The following is a 13,614-nucleotide window of genomic DNA, read 5'->3' on the forward strand; positions in this document are numbered from 1 at the left end:
AACGATCCATTTCGACGAAGGTGGGTTCAATGTCTCCAACCGCACAGGAATACGTAGAAGTCGAACCGATCTCGGATCTCAAGAAATACGTAGCTGAGGCGGTCGGTACTTTCCTACTGGTCTTCGCGGCGGTGGGTACGGCGGTCTTCGCCGGGGCCAAGGTCGGGAACCTCGGTGTGGCACTGGCATTCGGACTGACCCTGCTCTTCCTCGTCTACGCCATCGGGCCCATCTCGGGCTGCCACGTCAACCCTGCCGTCACCGTGGGGCACCTCGCGCTCGGCCGGTTGTCCGTCGCGAAGGCGGGGCTGTACGTTGTCGCCCAAGTCATCGGTGGTCTCGTCGCCGGTGTGGTGGTTTACACGATCGCGCAGAGCCTGCCGTCGTACAACAGGGCGGACGACGGTCTCGGCGCCAACGGCTGGGGCGCGCACAGCCCGTCCGCCATCAAGGGACCGCTCGGCGGGGTCATCGAGAACGGTTACGGCATCGGCGCCGCGATGATCGTCGAAATCCTCCTCACCGCGCTGCTCGTGTTCGTGGTCCTCGCGTCCACCGACCAGATCTCCGACGTCCCCCTCGCGGGCGTGTCGATCGGATTCACACTCGCCGTGATCCACCTCGTGTCGATCCCGATCGACAACACGTCCGTCAACCCGGCTCGCAGCCTCGCTGTGGCGCCCTACCAGAACGGCGCGCTCGCGCAGGTGTGGTTGTTCATCGTGTTCCCGTTGATCGGCGGCGCGGTGGGCGCGCTGGTCTACCGTTCGCTGTTCGGCCGGTACGACCGATTGCAGAGCTGAGCTCCGACCGACCCGGGCCGGGTGCCCGGGGCCTGCGGGCCGGAATTCTCACGTGCGCGGTCGTCGCGCTCATCGGAACGGTCCCCGCGACCGCGACCGCCGAGGACGCGCTACGGCCGGGACCGTCGTATGTCGCCCTCGGTGACTCCCGCGCGTCCGGACCGCTCATCGAATTCTCGGAGCACCGCGACCTGTGCCTGCGATCGCCGGACCTGAACTACCCGGCGAAGCTGGCGCGGCTGATCGGCGCCGCCACTCTCACCGACGTCACGTGCTCCGCCGCCACGCCCGCCCACGTGATCAGCACCGCGCAATTCGTGGGGACGCGCTTCGCCCCGCCGCAGATCGATGCGCTGCGGGCGGACACCGACGTCGTGACGCTCAGCATCGGGGGCGGCGGATCCAACCACCTGCCCGTGTCGGTGCGCTGCGGCGCCCTCGTTCCCGGCGCCGACGCCGACTGCCGCGACGACCCGCGGGCGGAGCAGCTCACGGTCGAGGGGATCGCGAAGATGGCGCCGCAGGTCGATGCCGTGGTGGCCGCGATCGTGGCGAAGGCACCGCACGCCGAGGTCTACCTGATCGGGCACGGCGGTTCCGTCGGCCGACACGGCTGCTGGCCGAACCTGCCCGTGTCCGACGCGGACGCGGTCTGGCTCAACCGGTACTTCGAACGGTTCAACCAGATCTACGTCGACGCCGCCGCCCGGTACGGAGTGCACTACATCGACATCGCGAAGGCCGCCGTGGACGGCGGGCACGACGCGTGCGCGCCGACGGGGCAGCGGTGGTTCGAGGGCCTCGCGCCGCAGTCACCCGCCGAACCGGCACATCCCAACGCACTCGCGATGACCGCGATCGCCGAGATGGTCGCCGAAGACCTGGGTCGGTGACCGCGTCACTGCCAGCTGAAGTCCACACGCAGACGCTGCGCGACGATCTCGAACTTGGCCCGGTCCATGACGGCGCCCTCGCGGCGGATCCCCGCCTCCGGCACGTCCAGCACCCGGTCCAGCCGGATCCAGCTCGGACGGCCCTCCGCGTCCCACGACCCCGAGCCGACCGCGATCCAGTCCCGGTCGCCGTCGTGCTTGCTCTGCGAGGACAGCATCAACCCCAGCAGGGTGTCGCCGTCCCGCCCGACGACGAGCACGGGCCGGTCCTTGCCCTGACTCGCGTCCTCCTCGTACGCCACCCACGTCCAGACGATCTCGCCCGGATCCGCGCGACCGTCCAGGTCGGGGGAGTACTCCACCTTCCGTGCCCGGTGGGCGGTCGGGGCGGAGTCGGCGGTGACCGGACGGCCCGGCGCCGGCTTCGGCGCGGCGGCCGTCGACCCGGTCAGGACACCGGCCGCGCGGTCCAGCGCGCCGGACTTCTGCAGCTGCGCCAGAAGCTGCGGTCCCTTGTCCCGTGCAAGTCGGCCCAACGTCTTCCCGATGCTGCTCCACGTGCTCGCCATGGCCGCCGAGCTTAGTGCGTGTATGCCGCAGCAGCCGCAACGCGGTGGCTTGGATATCCTGACAGGTGACAGTGGCCCGGAACCGGGCCGGTGCCGGTCCAGGTAAGGGGTCCCCCATCAGCAGCTTCGCCGACAAGACGTTCACGGATCCTGCCCGGATCCGGAATTTCTGCATCATCGCGCACATCGATCACGGCAAGTCGACGCTGGCCGACCGCATGCTCCAGCTCACCGGTGTGGTCGAGGAGCGGCAGATGCGTGCCCAGTACCTCGACCGCATGGACATCGAGCGTGAGCGGGGCATCACGATCAAGGCGCAGAACGTCCGGCTCCCGTGGAAGGTGGGCGACGACGAGTACGTCATCCACCTCATCGACACTCCGGGTCACGTGGACTTCACCTACGAGGTCTCCCGCGCACTCGAGGCGTGCGAGGGTGCGGTCCTGCTGGTGGATGCCGCGCAGGGCATCGAGGCGCAGACTCTCGCCAACCTGTACCTGGCGATGGAGAAGGACCTCACCATCATCCCGGTGCTCAACAAGATCGACCTACCTGCCGCCGACCCCGACCGGTACGCCGAGGAGATCGCGCACATCACCGGATGCGAACCGGGTGACGTGCTGCGCGTGTCCGGCAAGACGGGCATGGGCGTGAAGGAACTGCTCGACGAGGTCGTGAAGCAGGTCCCCGCTCCCGTCGGCGACCCCGACGGTCCGGCGCGCGCCATGATCTTCGACTCGGTGTACGACGCGTACCGCGGAGTCGTCACGTACGTCCGTGTCGTCGACGGCCGGATCTCGCCGCGCGAGAAGATCACCATGATGTCGACGGGCACCACTCACGATCTGATCGAGGTCGGCATCATCTCGCCCGAACCGAAGGCGAGCATCGGCCTCGGCGTCGGCGAGGTGGGTTACCTCATCACCGGTGTGAAGGACGTCCGGCAGTCGCGTGTCGGCGACACGGTCACCGCCGCGCGCGGCGGTGCGACGGAACCCCTCGTGGGATACCGCGACCCTAAACCGATGGTCTACTCCGGCCTCTACCCGCTCGACGGCTCGGACTACCCGGTGCTGCGCGACGCCCTGGACAAGTTGCGTCTCAACGACGCCGCCCTGGCGTACGAGCCGGAGACGTCGGTGGCGCTCGGGTTCGGGTTCCGCTGCGGATTCCTCGGACTGCTGCACATGGAGATCACCCGCGACCGCCTCGAGCGCGAGTTCGGGCTCGAGCTGATCTCGACCTCGCCGAACGTGGTGTACCGGGTGGTGATGGAGGACGGCGCCGAGCACGTCGTCACCAACCCGTCGTACTGGCCGGAGGGCAAGATCCGCGAGGTCTACGAGCCGATGGTGAAGTGCACCGTCATCGCCCCGAGCGAGTTCATCGGCGCGATCATGGAGCTCTGCCAGAACCGGCGCGGTGAACTCGGCGGCATGGACTACCTGTCCGAGACCCGTGTCGAGTTGCGCTACGAGATGCCCATGGGCGAGATCATGTTCGACTTCTTCGACGCCCTGAAGTCGCGGACCAAGGGGTACGCCAGCCTCGACTACGAGGAGTCGGGCGAGCAGCAGGCCGATCTGGTGAAGGTGGACATCCTGCTGCAGGGTGAGGCCGTCGACGCGTTCTCGTCGATCGTGCACCGCTCCGCGGCCGGCGCGTACGGCGGGCGGATGACGTCGAAGCTGCGTGAGCTGATTCCGCGCCAGCAGTTCGAGGTGCCGATCCAGGCGGCGATCGGCTCGAAGATCATTTCGCGTGAGAACATCCGCGCGATCCGCAAGGACGTGCTCGCCAAGTGCTACGGCGGCGACATCAGCCGTAAGCGCAAGCTGCTCGAGAAGCAGAAGGAAGGCAAGAAGCGGATGAAGACCATCGGCCGGGTCGAGGTTCCGCAGGAGGCCTTCGTGGCGGCGTTGTCGTCCGAGTCCGTCGGGGACAAGCCGAAGAAGTAGACGCCCGATCCTGTTGTCCGTCGACGTCTGATCGAAAGTAGGTGCGGCACGTGGCCCTCGAAACCTGGCTGACCCGGACACTGGGAATCGAGGTGCCGATCTTCGGCGCCCCGATGGGCGGACGGGCCGGCGGGACCCTCGTCGGCGAGGTGTCGAAGGCGGGCGGGCTCGGCCTGCTCGGCGCGGCCCGCTACGCAACCCCTGAGTGGGTCGCGAAGGAGACGGCGGTCGCGCGGGGCATCGGCGGCGACGCGTTCGGAATCGGGTTGATGACCTGGGCGCTCGACGACGACGACGCTCTCCTCGGCGCCGCTCTGGCGGAGAACCCGCGGGTCGTGTCGCTGTCGTTCGGTGACCCCGCCCCGTACGTGGAGCGGATCCACGCCACCGGGGCACTGGTGGCGTCCCAGGTGAACACGATCGACGACCTGCGGGTCGTGGAGGCGGCGGGCGTCGACTTCGTGATCGCCCAGGGCGGCGAGGCGGGCGGCCACACCGGCAGGATCGGGACGCTGCCGCTGCTGCAGGAGGTCCTGGAGGCCACGACGCTGCCGGTGCTCGCCGCAGGCGGTATCGCGACCGGCCGTGGTCTCGCGGCCGTGCTTGCGTCGGGCGCGGAGGGCGCGATGATCGGAACCGCGCTGCTGGCCAGCCCCGAGACGATCGGGCCGGAGTACGCCCGCGGCAAGCTGATCGCGGCGGGCAGCGCCGACACCGTGTACACGTCGGTGTTCGACCAGGCCCGCAGCCAGCCGTGGCCGGCCCGGTGGGGTGGGCGGGCCCTGAGCAACGACTTCACGTCACGCTGGCACGGCGCGGAGGCGCCCGACGCCGAACTCGCCGCCGCCTACGATCCCGCGAACCCGGACCTCGGTGTCGTGTACGCCGGGGAAGCGGCGGGTCTCGTCACGGCGGAGCGGCCGGCAGGGGCCGTGGTGCGGCAGATCGCGGCCGACGCGGAGCGGTTGCTGCACCGTTACGCGGAGTAACCCGTCGGGCCCGAGCCGCCGAGTATGCGGCGGCAGGACCGATGGGTGGCGAGCGCGGGTTGTACCCCTGGGAATCCGGGGTCGACGGCTCGGCGGTGGAACTCGACCGCGGAAGCCTGACCCAGATGCGGAGATCATCGCGACCGCCAACGGCAGCGTCGACGGCCTCGCCGACCGGCTGCCCGCGCTGGCGGGCAAAACGGCGGTGCTGTCCCAATTCATGTTCGCCACCGGGCAACTCGTGGTCGTCGCCGACCCCGACGACGGCGCGAGTGCGGTGTTCCGCAGGTTGGGGCTGACGCTGCCACAGGGGCTCGTGGACGAGGCGGGGCGACCGGGGGCCGTCTCACCCTCAGCCCCGAGCGGGTGGACGCCCTGAACGCGGATCTCGTCGTGATGCTGCCCAACGGCGGCACCCGCGACGACCTGATGGCGCTGCTCGGGTTCGACCGGTTGCCGTCCGTGCAGCAGGGTGGTCTCGCCGTCGAGGATTATGCGACGGTGGTCGGTTTCAACACCCCGTCCAGTCTTTCCCTGCAGTACTCGCTCGGCCGGATCACACTGCAACTGGAGGCGGTCGGCGCCTGATCAGACCGTGTTGTGGGCGGGCTGAAATCCGCCCGCCGCGGCCTCCTCCGCGCGAATGACGTGGACCACCGCGTTGATCAGCGCCAGATGGGTGAACGCCTGCGGGAAGTTGCCGAGGTGCCGCCCCGAGTCGGGGTCGATCTCCTCCGCGTACAGCTTGAGGGGGCTCGCGAATCCGAGCAGCCGATCGCACAGGCGTTTCGCGCGGTCCAGTTCACCGATCTCTACGAGCGCCGACACGAGCCAGAACGAGCAGATCGTGAACGTGCCCTCCTTGCCGCTCAGTCCGTCGTCCGTGGTCTCCACCCGATAGCGGAGCACCAGCCCGCCCTCGGTCAGCTCGTCCGCGATGGCGAGCACGGTCGCGCGGATACGCGGATCGTCCGCGGGCAGGAACCGGAGCAGCGGTGCGAGCAGCAGCGACGCGTCGAGGCTGTCGCTGCCGTACCGCTGCGTCAGGACGCCGCGCGCATCGACGCCGTGCTCGAGGATGTCGTCCTTGATCTCGTCGGCCAGCTCGGACCATTGCTGCGCATAACTCGTCTCACCCTGCTGATCGGCTAGCTTCGCGCCACGGTCGAGGGCCACCCAGCACATGATCTTCGACGACGTGAAGTGCTGGGGCTCGCCGCGGACCTCCCAGATCCCGCGGTCGGGGAGACGCCAATGCTTGACCGCCTCCTCGACCTGGCGTTTGAGCATCGGCCACAGGGTTTCCGGGACCCTCTCACGGGATTTCACGTGCAGGTACACCGAATCGAGGATCGTTCCCCAGATGTCGTGCTGGACCTGGTCGTAGGCGCCGTTTCCGATCCGCACCGGTCGCGCACCGTCGTAACCGGAGAGGTGGTGCAATTCCGACTCCTCCAGCGTCTGCTCCCCGCCCACGCCGTACATCACCTGCAGCGGATGATGGTTGCCGTCCTCGGCGCTCGACACGTCGTAGATGAACGAGAAGAAGTCGTTGGCCTCGCGGTCGAGTCCGAGGCTGTACAGGCCCCACAGCGCGAACGTCGAATCCCGCACCCATGCGTAGCGGTAGTCCCAGTTCCGTTCGCCGCCCGGGGTTTCCGGGAGCGATGTGGTCGACGCCGCGAGCAGGGCGCCGGTGGGGGCGTACGTCAACCCCTTCAGTGCGAGAGCGCTGCGCTGCAGGTAGCCCCGCCACTTGTGGTCGGGAAAGCGGCCGATGGTGATCCACTCGCGCCAGCACTTCGCCGTCTGCCACATCTTGTCGGCCGCCTCGTCAAATGTCTGCGGTGCGGGCATGTGAGCCCACGACAGGGCGACGAACACGTTGTCGCCCTCGACCATCCGGGTCCGGGCCCGGGCCTCCCGCCCTTCGAGTCCGATCTTCATGTTCGTCGTCAGCCGCAACGTCGGGTGGTCGCCCGGGCGGCTCGACTTACACGTGGCGGTGGCCTCTTCGTAGACCTTGCCCGTGTACTCCCAGTGCGCCGCGCCGCGGTGGTAGTCGAACGCGGGCTCGCAGCTCATCTCCAGTTCGACGGTCCCGTTGACGCATTTCACCGTCCGCAGCAGGATGTGTTCGGCGTCCCAGTCGGTGGGGGTGCGGCGGTGCGAGCGCGAGCGCTGCTCGACGTTGTGCCACGGGCCGAGCACGAGGGCGTCGCGCACGATGAGCCAGCCCGTCTCGGTCTGCCACGTCGTCTCGACGATCAGTCCCCCCGGCAGATAGCGGCGGGCGGCGGGTACGTTCTGCCCGTACGGCCCGATGCGGAAGTGGCCCGCGCTGCGGTCGAGGACGGCGCCGAAGACGCTGGGGGAGTCGGGCCGGGGAATGCACATCCACTCGACCGAGCCGTTGCGGGCGATCAGGCAGGTGGACTCGCAGTCCGACAGGAACGCGTAGTCGTCGATCGGCGGGAACGAATGGTGGTGATGGTGCGGGGCCGCATGCAGCCGGCCGTGGGAGTGCGCGTCGCTGGACACCATGTGATCATCATCGACCGCCGCCGCCCCCGTCGTCCACCTGTCTGCCGTCCACCTGTCTGCCGGTCACGAGCCGGTCGACGATAGGCTGGCCCGGTGGACCGGATGGCGAGTTGGTGGGACGGCTTCGAGCTGTGGATCGCCGGACTCCCGTTCGTTCCGCAGGTCGCCCTCGTGCTGCTGGTGATGGTGCCGGTGTGCCGGGGACTGGCGTGGCTGCTCGATCGTGGGCTGGCCGCAGTCTTCGTCCTGCTCAGGCGGGACGTCTCGAAGGTGGAGGAACCCTGATGCCGCGCTCACGCGTCACACTCGCGCTGCTCGCGCTGATCGTCCTCGTCGTCGTCGCCTGGCTGCTCACCCGGTAAATCCTGTTCGATGTGGGACGTTGGTTCAGGCTCTGCTACATTTCACGGCGTGTCTGAAGCCGCTGTACACCAGGTCCGCCATGAATTGGCGTTGATCGCTGTCGGCATGCTCGCAGTCGCCGACATCGACTGTTGTTGATTTCTCCTCGCACACAGAAATGCGCGCGGATGACACCGCGCACGCTCGACCGGTTTCGCGCTGCTGATTTTCGTTCGCATTCCTGATTCCGTTCGGGCGGTCTTTGCGTTACTCCTCTCGCACCACCTCCCACGTTTTACGCAACACCCCTCTGTGACAGATCCCCAGGAAGGTTTCTCCCATGAAACGCCGTTCTCGTAGTCTTCTCACGGCCCTCGTGACGCTCGGAGCTGTGGCGCTGACCGCGTGCAGCGGCGGCGCCAGCGACACCGCCGGCGGCGACTCGGCCGGTGCCGACGGCAGCGCGGGCACCATCAACCTGTACGCGTACGCCGTGCCGAAGCCGGGCTTCGACAAGCTGATCCCCGCGTTCAACGCCACCGAGGAGGGCAAGGGCGTGGCGTTCCAGCCGTCCTACGGTGCCTCCGGTGACCAGTCCCGCAAGGTCAAGGACGGCGCCGAGGCCGACTTCGTCAACTTCTCCGTCGAACCCGACATCACCCGCCTCGTCGACGCCGGCCTGGTGGACAAGAGCTGGAACCAGGACGCCTACAACGGAATTCCGTTCGGTTCGGTCGTCACCATCGTCGTGCGCGAGGGCAACCCGAAGAACATCCACGACTGGGACGACCTGCTGCGTCCCGACGTCGAGGTCGTGACCCCCAACCCGTTCAGCTCCGGATCCGCGAAGTGGAACCTGCTCGCGCCGTACGCCGCGAAGAGCAACGGTGGCCAGGACCCGGCCGCCGGTCTCGACTACATCACCGCACTGGTGAACGACCACGTGAAGATTCAGCCGAAGTCGGGCCGTGAGGCGTCGGAGGCATTCCTGCAGGGCACCGGCGACGTGCTGCTCAGCTACGAGAACGAGGCGCTGTTCATCGAGGGCAACGGTGACCCGGTCGAGCACGTGACCCCGCCGACCACATTCAAGATCGAGAACCCGGTCGCGGTGCTGTCGAACAGCAAGAACCTGGAGAAGGCCAACGCGTTCAAGGACTTCCTCTACACCACCGAGGGCCAGAAGCTGTGGGCCGAGGCCGGATTCCGTCCGGTCGATCCCGCGGTCGCCACGGAGTTCACCGACAAGTTCCCGGCGCCGGCCAAGCTGTGGACCATCGCCGATCTCGGCGGCTGGGCCAAGGTCGACTCCGAGGTGTTCGCCAAGGACACCGGGTCCATCGCAGTGATCTACGACAACGCAACCAAGTAAGACCGACGTGAGCGACACATCGACGACGACGGGCGGACGCGGCATCACGGTGCCGCCTCCGCCCGTTCCGCCTGCGCGTAAGAAGGTCGCCCGGGTCACCGGTGCCGTGGGACCGCTCGGCATCGGCATCGCGACCCTGTGGCTGAGCGTCATCGTGGTCCTCCCCCTCGCGGCGCTCACCGTGGCCTCGTTCGGCGACGGGATCGCCGGCTTCGTCGACGCGATCACCTCGCCGGTGGCGGTGGCGTCCCTGCGGGTCACGGTCGTGGTGTCCGTGGTGGTGGCCGTGATCAACGTGATCATGGGCACGCTCATCGCGTGGGTTCTCGTGCGCGACGAATTCCCCGGCAAGCGGGTCGTGAACGCGCTGATCGACCTGCCGTTCGCGTTGCCGACCATCGTGGCCAGCATCGTGCTGTTGTCGCTGTACGGCCCGGAGAGCCCGATCGGCGTCCACCTCAACGCCACGCAGCCCGGCCTGATCGTGGCGCTGGCGTTCGTGACGTTGCCGTTCGTCGTCCGCTCGGTGCAGCCGGTGCTGATCGAGGTCGACAAGGAAGTCGAGGAGGCCGCGGCTTCCCTCGGCGCCGACAACGTGACGATCTTCCGCAAGGTGGTGGTGCCGACCCTGACTCCGGCGATCATCAGCGGTGCGGGGCTCGCGTTCGCCCGCGCGATCGGCGAGTACGGTTCCGTCGTCCTGATCGGCGGAAACATTCCCCGAGAGACTCAGGTCGCTTCCCAGTACATTCAACAGCAGATCGAAATCGACAGGCCGGCCGCGGCGGCGGCCGTGTCGGTGGCTCTCCTGGCCATCGCATTCGTGACGCTGTTCGCCCTCCGGGTCTTCGCCAGCCGGGGGCAGCGTCGTGAGGAGCAGGCGGAATGAAGCTCTCTGGGTCCACCCGGATCACCCTGCGCACGGTCGCGCTGCTCTACCTGTTCGGCCTGCTGGTGGTGCCCATCGTCATCATCCTGTTCCGCACGTTCGAGAACGGGATCGGCGCCTTCATCGATTCGATCAGCACACCCGCCGCGATCTCCGCGCTCAATCTGTCCCTGCTGATCGTGGCTATCGTCGTCCCGGTGAACGTGGTGTTCGGAATCGTCACGGCCCTCGCGCTGGTGCGGGGCCGGTTCCCGGGCCGCGGTCTGGTACAGGCGGTGGTCGACCTCCCGTTCGCCGTCTCACCCATCGTGGTCGGTGTGTCGCTGATTCTGCTGTGGGGCGCCAACGGCTGGTTCGGCGGGCTCGAATCGCTGGGGTTCAAGGTGATCTTCGGGCTCCCCGGGATGGTCATCGCCACCCTGTTCGTGACGTTGCCGTTCGTCGTGCGGGAGGTGGAGCCCGTCCTGCACGAGATCGGCGAGGAACAGGAACAGGCCGCCGCGACGCTCGGCGCGAGCCGCTGGCAGACGTTCTGGCTGATCACCCTGCCCGCCATCCGCTGGGGTCTGACCTACGGCGTGGTCCTGACGGTTGCCCGTTCGCTGGGCGAATTCGGCGCCGTGATCATGGTGTCCTCGGGCTTCCCCGGGGTGTCCCAGACCCTGACCCTGCTCGTGCATTCGCGCTACATCGACGACCACAACACGTTCGGTGCGTACTCCGCAGCCACCCTGCTGATGGGCATCGCGCTGATCACCCTGCTTCTGATGACTCTGCTCGACCGCAAGAGGAGCACCACATGATTACCGTGACCGGCGCCCGGAAGAACTACGGGTCCTTTGCTGCTCTCGACGATGTCTCCATCGACATCCCCTCGGGTTCGCTGACGGCGCTTCTCGGGCCCAGCGGGTCGGGCAAGTCGACGCTGCTTCGCTCCATCGCCGGGCTCGAGGCCCTCGACTCCGGCACCGTCGTGATCGGCGGGAACGACGTCACCGACATCTCCCCCCAGAAGCGGGACATCGGCTTCGTGTTCCAGCACTACGCGGCGTTCAAGCACATGACGGTGCGCGACAACGTCGCGTTCGGTCTGAAGATCCGCAAACGGCCGAAGCCGGAGATCGAAAAGAAGGTCAACGAGCTTCTCGAGATCGTCGGCCTCGACGGCTTCCAGCACCGCTACCCGGCGCAGCTGTCCGGCGGTCAGCGTCAGCGGATGGCGCTCGCGCGGGCACTGGCGGTGGATCCGAAGGTGCTGCTCCTCGACGAGCCGTTCGGTGCGCTCGACGCGAAGGTCCGCACGGACCTGCGCACCTGGCTGCGCCGGCTGCACGACGAGGTGCACGTGACGACGGTGCTGGTCACCCACGACCAGGAGGAGGCGCTCGACGTCGCCGACCGGATCGCGGTCCTCAACAAGGGCCGGATCGAGCAGATCGGGGAGCCGGCGGACCTCTACGACCGCCCCCGCAACGACTTCGTGATGTCGTTCCTCGGGTCCGTGGCCAAACTCAACGGGCAGTTGGTCCGGCCGCACGACATCCGCCTCGGCCGCGACCCCGACCTGGCCCTCGCGCAGCAGGCGGGGACGGCCGAATCGCTCGGGGTCACGCGGGCCACGGTGGAGCGCGTGGTTCACCTCGGATTCGAGGTGCGGGTGGATCTGCGCAACGAGGCCACCGGCGAACCCTTCTCCGCCCAGGTCACCCGCGGCGACAGTGCGGCACTCGGCCTGCGCGAGGGCGAGACCGTCTACGCGCGGGCGACACGGGCACCCGAACTCCCGGAGGCCGAAGTTCCGGTCTCCCTGTAACTCCCCGCCGATGTAGGAGGCGACTGTGGCGACCCCGGTGAATCCCGTCCGTGACAACGTTCTGATCGTGCACTGGCACGATCTGGGCCGTCACCTCGGGTGTTACGGTGCGTCCGGGGTGCGCAGCCCGAACCTCGACCGGCTGGCCGCGGAGGGCGTGCTGCTGACCGACGCGCATGCGGCGGCGCCCCTGTGCTCGCCCTCGCGCGGCGCCCTGTTCTCGGGCCGGTACCCGCACAGCAACGGACTGATCGGACTCGCGCACCACGGCTGGCAGTACCACGACGACGTCCGCACGCTGCCGTCCCTGCTGGCGGAGGCGGGCTGGTACACGGCCCTGTTCGGGATGCAGCACGAGACCGCCTATCCCAAGCGGCTCGGCTTCCACGAGTACGACGTGTCGAACTCGTACTGCGAGTACGTCACCGATCGGGCGTCGCGGTGGCTGGCGCGGTTCCCTCCGCACCCGTTCTTGCTGACCGCAGGCTTCTTCGAGACGCACCGCCCGTACCCGGTCGACAGATACGCACCCGCAGATCCCGAGGGTTTCGACGTGCCCCCGTATCTGCCCGACCGTCCGGAGGTCCGTGAGGACCTGGCCGGATTCCACGGGTCGATCGAGGTGGCGGACGCCGCGGTCGGCAGGCTGCTGCAGACCCTGGAGGACGAGGGGCTGGACGACAGCACGTGGGTCGTGTTCCTCACCGACCACGGCGAGGCGTTCCCCGGTGCGAAATCGACGCTGTATGCGCCGGGCACCGGTATCGCGACGATCATCCGCCCACCGCGGAGGCTGCGGGTGGCCCCCCGCGTCTACGACGACCTGTTCAGCGGGGTGGATCTGGTTCCCACCCTCCTCGAACTGCTGGGTGTCCCGGTCCCCGCGGCCGTGGAGGGCGTCTCCCACGCCGCGCAGTTGCTGGGCCGGTCGGAGGAGACGGCGCGCGACGTCCTGTTCACGGAGAAGACGTTCCACGACAGCTTCGACCCCATCCGCGCGGTCCGCAGCAAGCGGTTCAGCTACATCGAGAACTACGCGCCGCGGCCCAGGCTCGACCTGCCCCTCGACATCGAGAACAGCCTGTCCGGTGCGGTGCTGGGCACCGAGCATCTCCTGCCGCGTCCGAGCCGGGAACTCTACGACCTGCTCGCCGATCCCGGCGAGCGCGACAATCTCGCCGACACCGACGACTTCGCCGGGACGCAGGCCGAGTTGGCGCTGGAACTCGCGACGTGGCGACGGGCGACGGGCGACTCGATCCCGAGCGAGGAGGAGGGAACGGCCTACGCCCGGAAGGCGATGGAGGAGTACCTCGCCACGCTCGGCCGGGTGCCGGACGTGCGTTCGGCCTACAGCGAGGAACGCGGAATCCTGGACGAACCCCGGAGCGGCGTGGAGACGTAGCGGCGAGGTAGGGCGCCGCGGATGGATGATCGCGGTT

Annotated in this window: 15 protein-coding genes; 13 read left to right on the forward strand and 2 right to left on the reverse strand. The window is 68.2% G+C overall.

Features of this window, described 5'->3' with window-relative positions; genetic code table 11:
• Positions 1 to 29: 29 nt before the first annotated feature.
• Positions 30 to 803 carry an aquaporin gene (locus tag CJ179_RS39835; RefSeq protein ID WP_072946597.1) on the forward strand — a complete coding sequence of 258 codons (774 nt, stop codon included), beginning with the start codon at positions 30 to 32 and terminating at the stop codon, positions 801 to 803.
• Between the two features lie 71 nt (positions 804 to 874).
• Positions 875 to 1,696: an SGNH/GDSL hydrolase family protein gene (locus tag CJ179_RS39840; protein WP_095865315.1), complete on the forward strand. Its 822-nt coding sequence runs from the start codon at positions 875 to 877 to the stop codon at positions 1,694 to 1,696.
• Positions 1,697 to 1,701: 5 nt separating this feature from the next.
• Here CJ179_RS39840 and CJ179_RS39845 read toward each other — a convergent pair whose 3' ends face one another.
• Complete coding sequence (locus CJ179_RS39845) at positions 1,702 to 2,265, reverse strand: type II toxin-antitoxin system PemK/MazF family toxin (protein ID WP_072946598.1); 564 nt, start codon at positions 2,263 to 2,265, stop codon at positions 1,702 to 1,704.
• Between the two features lie 65 nt (positions 2,266 to 2,330).
• On the opposite strand from CJ179_RS39845, the gene lepA reads away from it, so the two are divergent.
• From lepA to CJ179_RS51825, 4 genes are all read left to right on the forward strand, one after another.
• Positions 2,331 to 4,223 carry a translation elongation factor 4 gene (gene lepA / locus CJ179_RS39850; protein ID WP_095865176.1) on the forward strand — a complete coding sequence of 631 codons (1,893 nt, stop codon included), beginning with the start codon at positions 2,331 to 2,333 and terminating at the stop codon, positions 4,221 to 4,223.
• A gap of 50 nt (positions 4,224 to 4,273) precedes the next feature.
• Complete coding sequence (locus tag CJ179_RS39855; protein ID WP_072946600.1) at positions 4,274 to 5,212, forward strand: nitronate monooxygenase family protein; 939 nt, start codon at positions 4,274 to 4,276, stop codon at positions 5,210 to 5,212.
• Between the two features lie 205 nt (positions 5,213 to 5,417).
• The gene (locus tag CJ179_RS51820; protein ID WP_179377857.1) at positions 5,418 to 5,591 is read left to right on the forward strand and encodes a hypothetical protein; all 174 of its coding nucleotides are present in this window, start codon (positions 5,418 to 5,420) and stop codon (positions 5,589 to 5,591) included.
• Positions 5,579 to 5,800 (forward strand): hypothetical protein, encoded by a 222-nt coding sequence (locus CJ179_RS51825; RefSeq protein ID WP_179377858.1) that lies wholly within the window; start codon positions 5,579 to 5,581, stop codon positions 5,798 to 5,800. The genes CJ179_RS51820 and CJ179_RS51825 overlap by 13 nt, the downstream gene beginning before the upstream one ends.
• On the opposite strand, the gene CJ179_RS39865 is transcribed toward CJ179_RS51825, so the two are convergent.
• The gene (locus CJ179_RS39865) at positions 5,801 to 7,756 is read right to left on the reverse strand and encodes a glycoside hydrolase family 15 protein (RefSeq protein WP_095865177.1); all 1,956 of its coding nucleotides are present in this window, start codon (positions 7,754 to 7,756) and stop codon (positions 5,801 to 5,803) included.
• Between the two features lie 93 nt (positions 7,757 to 7,849).
• Between CJ179_RS39865 and CJ179_RS39870 the strand changes: the two genes are divergently transcribed.
• The 7 genes from CJ179_RS39870 (at position 7,850) to CJ179_RS39900 (ending at position 13,577) form a co-directional block, all read left to right on the forward strand.
• The gene (locus CJ179_RS39870; RefSeq protein ID WP_005261263.1) at positions 7,850 to 8,041 is read left to right on the forward strand and encodes a hypothetical protein; all 192 of its coding nucleotides are present in this window, start codon (positions 7,850 to 7,852) and stop codon (positions 8,039 to 8,041) included.
• 87 nt (positions 8,042 to 8,128) lie between these two features.
• Complete coding sequence (locus tag CJ179_RS54270; protein WP_369426194.1) at positions 8,129 to 8,257, forward strand: Ms4533A family Cys-rich leader peptide; 129 nt, start codon at positions 8,129 to 8,131, stop codon at positions 8,255 to 8,257.
• 181 nt (positions 8,258 to 8,438) lie between these two features.
• Positions 8,439 to 9,470 carry a sulfate ABC transporter substrate-binding protein gene (locus CJ179_RS39880; RefSeq protein ID WP_095865178.1) on the forward strand — a complete coding sequence of 344 codons (1,032 nt, stop codon included), beginning with the start codon at positions 8,439 to 8,441 and terminating at the stop codon, positions 9,468 to 9,470.
• Between the two features lie 7 nt (positions 9,471 to 9,477).
• Positions 9,478 to 10,359 carry a sulfate ABC transporter permease subunit CysT gene (cysT, locus tag CJ179_RS39885; RefSeq protein WP_072946604.1) on the forward strand — a complete coding sequence of 294 codons (882 nt, stop codon included), beginning with the start codon at positions 9,478 to 9,480 and terminating at the stop codon, positions 10,357 to 10,359.
• Entirely contained in the window at positions 10,356 to 11,162 is an 807-nt protein-coding gene (gene cysW / locus CJ179_RS39890) for a sulfate ABC transporter permease subunit CysW (RefSeq protein WP_072946605.1), read from the forward strand. Before cysT ends, cysW begins: the two co-directional genes overlap by 4 nt.
• The gene (locus CJ179_RS39895; RefSeq protein WP_095865179.1) at positions 11,159 to 12,172 is read left to right on the forward strand and encodes a sulfate/molybdate ABC transporter ATP-binding protein; all 1,014 of its coding nucleotides are present in this window, start codon (positions 11,159 to 11,161) and stop codon (positions 12,170 to 12,172) included. The genes cysW and CJ179_RS39895 overlap by 4 nt, the downstream gene beginning before the upstream one ends.
• A gap of 25 nt (positions 12,173 to 12,197) precedes the next feature.
• Complete coding sequence (locus tag CJ179_RS39900; RefSeq protein WP_095865180.1) at positions 12,198 to 13,577, forward strand: sulfatase; 1,380 nt, start codon at positions 12,198 to 12,200, stop codon at positions 13,575 to 13,577.
• Positions 13,578 to 13,614 lie beyond the last annotated feature (37 nt).

It is taken from the genome of Rhodococcus sp. ACS1 (assembly GCF_002300155.1).
GTDB lineage: Bacteria > Actinomycetota > Actinomycetes > Mycobacteriales > Mycobacteriaceae > Rhodococcus_F > Rhodococcus_F koreensis.

What these genes read in the sequence shown, in the direction of transcription:
- CJ179_RS39895 (WP_095865179.1), top strand. Translation starts at nt 11,159, where the DNA reads ATGATTACCGTGACCGGCGCCCGGAAGAACTACGGGTCCTTTGCTGCT.
- CJ179_RS54270 (WP_369426194.1), top strand. Translation starts at nt 8,129, where the DNA reads ATGTGGGACGTTGGTTCAGGCTCTGCTACATTTCACGGCGTGTCTGAA.
- CJ179_RS39835 (WP_072946597.1), top strand. Translation starts at nt 30, where the DNA reads ATGTCTCCAACCGCACAGGAATACGTAGAAGTCGAACCGATCTCGGAT.
- CJ179_RS39880 (WP_095865178.1), top strand. Translation starts at nt 8,439, where the DNA reads ATGAAACGCCGTTCTCGTAGTCTTCTCACGGCCCTCGTGACGCTCGGA.
- CJ179_RS39845 (WP_072946598.1), bottom strand. Translation starts at nt 2,265, where the DNA reads ATGGCGAGCACGTGGAGCAGCATCGGGAAGACGTTGGGCCGACTTGCA.
- cysW (WP_072946605.1), top strand. Translation starts at nt 10,356, where the DNA reads ATGAAGCTCTCTGGGTCCACCCGGATCACCCTGCGCACGGTCGCGCTG.
- CJ179_RS39865 (WP_095865177.1), bottom strand. Translation starts at nt 7,756, where the DNA reads ATGGTGTCCAGCGACGCGCACTCCCACGGCCGGCTGCATGCGGCCCCG.